A 6,619-nucleotide genomic window follows, 5' to 3' on the forward strand; every position below is an offset into this window, starting at 1 on the left:
ATGTCATTAACTTCCTTTTCGAAGGGAGTTTTTCTTTTTAGCATCGGACGAATAAGCAAATGCCGAAATGCGGGGGAGAGACAGGTTCCCTGATCAGAAAGCCTGTCTTTTGCTCAAAAAAAGTAAAATTACATTTTTTGTAAACAAATTATTCCACATGGAAACTTAAATAACCAGATAATGGAAATGTAGGTTTCCCAAAATGCTAGTCAAATACGCCAAACCGGCATTGAAACACTATTTAGAATATTGGCATAGTTTGTGCTATGAATACAAAGTAGGTGAATGTACTCTAAATTGTGGAGGTGGAGACAAAGCGGGTAATTCTCTGGGGTACTTGTAAAAATGAGGGAGGAATAAAGCGTGTCTAAAAAAGATGGTTTGCATGAAGATCTGCACCGGGGCTTGGAGGAACGTCACATTCAACTGATTGCCCTCGGTGGCGCGATTGGCGTCGGTCTATTCCTGGGGTCGGCTACAGCGATAAAAACAGCCGGTCCGGCTTTGATGATTACGTATTTACTGGGTGGTATTATTATATTCTATATTATGCGGGCACTTGGCGAAGTGGCTGTGGCATATCCGGTGTCAGGTTCATTTAGTGCCTATGCTAACAGATTCCTGGGGCCGATGGCTGGTTATCTTACCGGATGGACATATTGGTTTATGTGGGTTGTCACTTGTATGGCCGAGATTACGGCTGTCGGTGTGTATATGCAGTTTTGGTTTCCGGAGGTGCCGCAGTGGATTCCGGCGCTGGCGGCCCTGGTATGCATGGTTGTTGTCAATCTGATTGCTGTCGAAGCGTATGGCGAATTTGAATTTTGGTTTGCCCTTATTAAGGTTGTCACGATCATTGTTATGATTGTTGCTGGGTTAGGCATGATAATCTTTGGGATTGGCAATAACGGCATACCCATTGGCATCTCTAATCTTTGGGCGTATGATGGGTTTTCTCCCAAAGGCTTGCCTGGAATGATTATGGCATTGGTCATGGTTATGTTCGCCTACTTAGGCATTGAATTGGTTGGCGTAACAGCAGGTGAAGCGAAAAATCCTGAAAAAACGCTGCCGGCGGCGATTGACAAAGTTTTCTGGCGGATTCTAATTTTCTATATTGGGGCATTGTTCGTTATTATGTCACTTTATCCCTGGAACCAGCTCGGGACTATTGGCAGTCCGTTTGTATTAACCTTTGAAAAGCTTGGTATACGGTCAGCGGCAGGGATCATTAACTTTGTTGTTTTGACTGCCGCGTTGTCCTCTTGTAACAGTGGGATTTTCAGTACCGGGCGCATGCTCTATAATTTATCGCTGCAAGGGCGGGCACCCGGGTTTTTCGGTAAGTTGAGTGACCGTAAAGTGCCAATGAACGGGATTCTAGTATCATCGGTATTTTTATTGATTGGCGTTGTCTTAAACTATTTGGTTCCCGGCAAGGTCTTTACTTATGTAACAAGTGTCGGCACCTTTGCTGCACTGTGGGTGTGGGCTGTAATTGTATTGGTGCAGATGAAGTTCCGGCAGGAGTTGACGCCTGAGCAGCAAGCCGAATTAAAATATCCTATGCCCGGTTATCCGGTCATTAACTGGATTTGCCTTGTATTCCTGGCCTTTGTTGCTGTTGTTATGTGTTTTGACGCAGACACGCGTATAGCCATGATTGTAGGTCCTATTTGGTTGGGCCTGCTTGTGGCCGCCTATTATATGTTTGGCTGGGATAAGCCAAGTATTGAGGGCCGTCAGGATATTAATAACAGCAGATAATATTGTATACAAAGAACAATGTTGTCTGGAAATAAATGTTTCCAATGGCACAATTTAATGCCAGGATAGTGTAAACTTTAGTTTCCATTAACAACAATCTCTCTTTATGTTAGTTATGTTACATGCTGGGTCGATTACTAGTTCTACTGGTATTGCCAGCTGTTGAGCAAAAAAGAATCCCCTAAAAGAATTAATTGGCATAACAATTGCATTATATTTAGAAGTGGAAGAGAGCCGCTGTATAGCGTAGATTTTATAAGGAGGTCAAAACAATGATTATTGGTGTTGCTAAAGAGATTAAAAACAATGAAAACAGGGTGGCCCTGACTCCGGCAGGAACTGAAACGCTAAAAAAAGCTGGGCATACTGTGCTTGTTGAACAAAGTGCTGGTGTAGGCAGCGGTTTTTCCGATGAAAGTTATGTGAAAGCCGGGGCCCAAATCATTACTGATAAGAAAGCACTGTTTGACAAGTCTGAAATGATCATGAAAGTCAAAGAGCCACTCGCTCCAGAATATGAGCTGTTCCATGAGGGGCAAATCCTGTTTACATATTTGCACCTGGCTCCCGAGCCTGAGCTGACCACTGCGTTATTGAACAAAAAAGTAATTGGTATCGCCTATGAAACGATAGAACGCCACCACACACTGCCGCTCTTGACACCGATGAGTGAAGTAGCAGGCAGAATGGCGGTGCAAGTCGGGGCGCATTGCCTGGAAAAACCGTTTGGTGGCAAAGGCATTTTATTAGGCGGTGTGCCTGGTGTTGAATCTGCCCAAGTGGTAATTATCGGTGGTGGCGTTGTTGGTACAAATGCAGCTAAAATGGCTGTTGGTATGGGTGCCCGCGTTGCTATTATTGATAAGTCAAACGAACGGCTGGCATATCTTGATGATATTTTCGGTGGCCGGGTAACTACGGTAATGTCCAACAGTTATAATATTGCCAATTGGGTTAAAAAGGCGGATTTGGTCGTTGGTGCGGTGTTGTTGCCTGGGGCCAAAGCGCCTAAACTGGTTACTGAGGAAATGGTTAAGACGATGGAACCTGGTTCTGTTATCGTTGACGTGGCCATCGATCAAGGCGGCTCAGTGGAAACAATTGACCGCGTTACCACACACAGTGACCCAACCTATGTGAAATACGGTGTTGTTCATTACTCAGTTGCCAATATGCCTGGGGCTGTTGCCCGGACGTCAACGTTAGCCCTGACTAACGCTACCATCGAATACGCCCTGCAAATCGCTAATAAAGGTTGGAAAGCCGCTCTCAAGGGCGATCCAGGCTTAGCAAAAGGTCTCAATGTTTATAATGGCAAGGTTGTATTCCAGGGCGTTGCCGAAGCGCATAACCTGCCGGTTACTCCGGTAGAAGAGGTTCTGGCTTAAATAAATAAGCGCGGTTTATAGGGTCAGGTTAGACTTGCTGCTTAAGGCAAGTCGAGCCTGACCCTATTTCTGTGGTTAATATGTTTTGGCCATAGATGTAAATAAGCAGGTAGACCGGTAGGAAAACGAGTGTGTTATGTCGAAAGTTAACAAGCAAAAGATGATGCAGATTTTGATGCAATAATAACAGGGGGGTTCCATGATCGACAAAGACTGGGAGCTGTTTAAGCAGAAACTTCATATTAAATCAGGCATTAACCTTAACGATTACAAACCGGCACAAATGCAGCGCCGTATCGGCAATATGATGAGCCGCCATGGGGCGAATGGGTATCTGGACTTTTTTACCAAGCTGGAGGCTAACCCCAAGCTATATAAAGAGTTTATTGATTTTCTTACAATCAATGTGACGGAGTTTTTCCGTACACCGGAGAAGTTTGATGAACTTGAGAAACGGGTTATTCCTGACCTTCTAAAACAGAGTTCGAAGCTGAGCATCTGGAGTGCCGGCTGTTCGATTGGTGCTGAACCTTATTCGCTGGCGATTATGCTCAATGAGATTACCCCTCATATCAGACACCGCATTTTGGCGACAGACCTTGATGTTGAGATGCTGGCCAAAGCCAAGCTGGGGGCTTATACAACTAATGAACTTAAAAATATACCGCCTGCCCGGCTCAACAAATATTTTAAGCAGGCAGACGGCATAGCCACCATTGGTGATGATATCAAAGCCCGGATCGATTTTCAGCGGCACAATTTATTGGTTGATAAATTTGAATCAGGTTTTGACCTTATCTTGTGCCGGAATGTTGTAATCTATTTTACTGAAGAAGCCAAAGACGGGCTGTACCGCCGCTTCTTTGCCGCACTTAAACCTGGCGGTGTGTTATTTGTCGGCGGCACTGAGGCGATATTGAACTTCCGTGATATCGGGTTTCAGCACTACCTGCCGTTCTTTTACCGGAAACCTCTGTAGTTAAGGCCGGATAATGCTTCTGTTATAATACCCCCCAGCTGGATAGCCGTCTCACGGTATCCAGCCAGTGCTGGAGCAGGATTTTACTCAGGGTGCTTTCTTCGACGGCATTCCCGGCGATGACATCCACTGTTTTTACGGCTTTATCCTGCACATAAAATATGATTTCACCGATTTTTTGGCCCTGATATACCGGGGCCTTTATTTTTTCGGGCAAATCGACTTCTACCGTTACTGAAGAGTAGTCTGCTGTGCTGACTACCAGCGAGCCGGGGGCATCTACGATGGCATCGATGATCCCTGTCATCCCGTTTTCTACAGGCAGTGAAGCTAATATTGCCCCCTGCTCTGCATATTCATACAGGTCAAAGGAATCAAAGCCATACTTTAAGAGCTGCATCGAATCATACCAGCGCGAATGATCATTTAATACGACTGCAATAAGCTTTTGGTTGCCGCGGGTTGCGCTTGATACCAAACAAGGCCCGGCCCGGTTTGTTGTCCCGGTTTTTACACCATCAGCGTCTTCAAGCATCCAAAGCAGTTTATTGGTATTACGGAGGTTACGATCCTGACTTTTTCCCTTACGATCAAGCCATTCAATATTTGTTTCCTTAGTACTTACGATTTCAGCAAATGTAGGATTGGCCAGAGCATACCGGGTTATCCAGGCTAAATCGAAGGCTGTAGACAGATGATTGGGGGCGGAAAGACCGTGCGGATTGCTGAAATGGGTGTGGACGGCGCCGATGCTGGCCGCTTTCCTGTTCATGATTTCCACAAATGCATCAACAGACCCTGCCAGATGCTCAGCAATTGCCACGGCGGCATCATTGCCGGAACGGAGCAGTAGGCCGGTAAGCAGTTCCCGGAGCGTGATATTCTGACCGGGATAAAGATTAAGCGAAGATCCGCCGGTTCCAGCCGCGTTAGCGCTGATACGAACGGTCTCATCCAAGCGTCCGCTCTCAATAGCAATGATGGCTGTCATGATTTTGGTAGTGCTGGCTGGTGCGAGTTTCTTATTTATGTTTCTGTCGAGGAGTACTTGACCGGTTTTGAGATCCATTAAAATAGCCCCTTGGGCGGACATGGTCGGCGGAGCAGCAAAAGCAATACAGGTAACTGCCCAGAGAAATAGTATACTTAAGGCGGTAGAACGTAATAGCAGACGGCCCATGGAATACCCCCTTTTCATCAGCTATATTATTATATTGCTCATCCGGCCAGGTCATACCCACTTACTGTCATATCTTACAGGCCGCTGGCGTAGTATCAAGAAGAACCTTTACCAAAGGGGGTCTTATGCACAAAAAAAGTGTGCTGCGCCGCAGCTTTTTTAGTTTTACAGTGCTTGCTGTCGGGTTAATGTGCAGTATTTTGTATCAAACTGTCGATGTATTTGATGATAAAAGCCGGGTAATCAAAAAAATACCAACTACACACAAGGTAGTCGCAATTACTGTTGATGATGGGCCTCATTATAAAACAACACCAGAAATATTAATGGTGTTGAAGGAGAAACAGGCCAAAGCTACCTTTTTTGTTTTAGGCAAAAATGCTGAGGTTCATCCCGAAATTGTTGCCCAGACAGTAGCAGAAGGGCATGAGATAGCATCTCATGCATACAGCCACAGGCGTTTGAATAGGTTAACTGATGCAGAGGTAGTAGATGAGCTTGAGCGGCTGGAACTGGTATTACAGCCGGTTGCCCCGAAGCCAACTCTGTTCAGACCGCCTGATGGGGCCTACAATGATGGTATTGTGGCGTTGGCGCGTGAACGGGGTTATACTACGGTGCTATGGTCTGTTGATACGGGTGACTGGCGGCAGTTGCCAGTAGAACGGGTGGTGAAAGCTGTGCTTGATAATGTGCAGCCTGGCAGCATTATCCTTATGCATGACGGGCAGTATCCGCTGCCTACGCCCCAGGCTATGTCTATAATTATTGACAAGCTGCGGGCACAGGGTTACCAGCTGGTAACGGTCAGTGAGCTGCTGCAGTATTATGAGGTTTCACGGTAACTGGTGTTGGGTAGGGCAGGCTATTCTTGATATAGCTTTAAGTTCTGCCAGTGTACCTGGATTAGTTGGTCATACCGGTGTATGGTAGCAGTGCGCTCATTTCTTAGCGCCTGGATAGCACCCAGAATTTTTGGGTCAAATGTAAATACTTTGACTTTGGGCACTGTTACCGGTTTAGCGTATTCTTTAAGTTTGGTGGCCACTTTGCAGTTGACCTTCGTTTCTTTAAGGATAACAGCTGGTTCTAACAGGTCGGAACCCTCATAACGATGAATAAGACAATTAGGCTGCAGCCGGTCGATTACATTTTTGCTATCGCCTTCTAAGACAATCTCGCTGCCACAATCAGGACAAGAAGATAAATCATCCGGCAGGCAATTATGGCAGCTCATACAAACGATTTCGTTCATTTTTGACATCCCTCCGGTATTATTGTGTCCGAAAAATAGGCTGGTTATAA

6 protein-coding genes are annotated in these 6,619 nt (G+C 45.7%); 4 read left to right on the forward strand and 2 right to left on the reverse strand.

The genetic code is table 11. The features are described from left to right. Positions 1–363: 363 nt before the first annotated feature. The 3 genes from VN379_RS04200 to VN379_RS04210 all read left to right on the forward strand — a co-directional run bounded on the left by VN379_RS04200 (position 364) and on the right by VN379_RS04210 (position 4,134). Positions 364–1,767 (forward strand): amino acid permease, encoded by a 1,404-nt coding sequence (locus VN379_RS04200; protein ID WP_325531108.1) that lies wholly within the window; start codon positions 364–366, stop codon positions 1,765–1,767. A 272-nt stretch (positions 1,768–2,039) separates the two neighbouring features. Then, a complete protein-coding gene (ald, locus tag VN379_RS04205) occupies positions 2,040–3,155 on the forward strand; it encodes an alanine dehydrogenase (protein ID WP_325531110.1) in 1,116 nt (371 codons plus the stop codon). Positions 3,156–3,354: 199 nt separating this feature from the next. Continuing rightward, the gene (locus VN379_RS04210; protein WP_325531112.1) at positions 3,355–4,134 is read left to right on the forward strand and encodes a protein-glutamate O-methyltransferase CheR; all 780 of its coding nucleotides are present in this window, start codon (positions 3,355–3,357) and stop codon (positions 4,132–4,134) included. Between the two features lie 22 nt (positions 4,135–4,156). Here the strand turns inward: VN379_RS04210 and VN379_RS04215 are convergent, their stop codons facing one another. Further along, complete coding sequence (locus VN379_RS04215; RefSeq protein ID WP_325531114.1) at positions 4,157–5,314, reverse strand: D-alanyl-D-alanine carboxypeptidase family protein; 1,158 nt, start codon at positions 5,312–5,314, stop codon at positions 4,157–4,159. A gap of 125 nt (positions 5,315–5,439) precedes the next feature. Here VN379_RS04215 and VN379_RS04220 point away from each other — a divergent pair, with 125 nt between their 5' ends. Next, positions 5,440–6,159: a polysaccharide deacetylase family protein gene (locus VN379_RS04220; protein ID WP_325531116.1), complete on the forward strand. Its 720-nt coding sequence runs from the start codon at positions 5,440–5,442 to the stop codon at positions 6,157–6,159. 20 nt (positions 6,160–6,179) lie between these two features. Here the strand turns inward: VN379_RS04220 and VN379_RS04225 are convergent. Further along, on the reverse strand, positions 6,180–6,619 hold a 440-nt coding region (locus tag VN379_RS04225), incomplete at its 5' end, for a hypothetical protein (RefSeq protein WP_325531118.1).

The organism is Sporomusa sp. (assembly GCF_035561255.1).
Lineage (GTDB): Bacteria > Bacillota > Negativicutes > Sporomusales > Sporomusaceae > Sporomusa.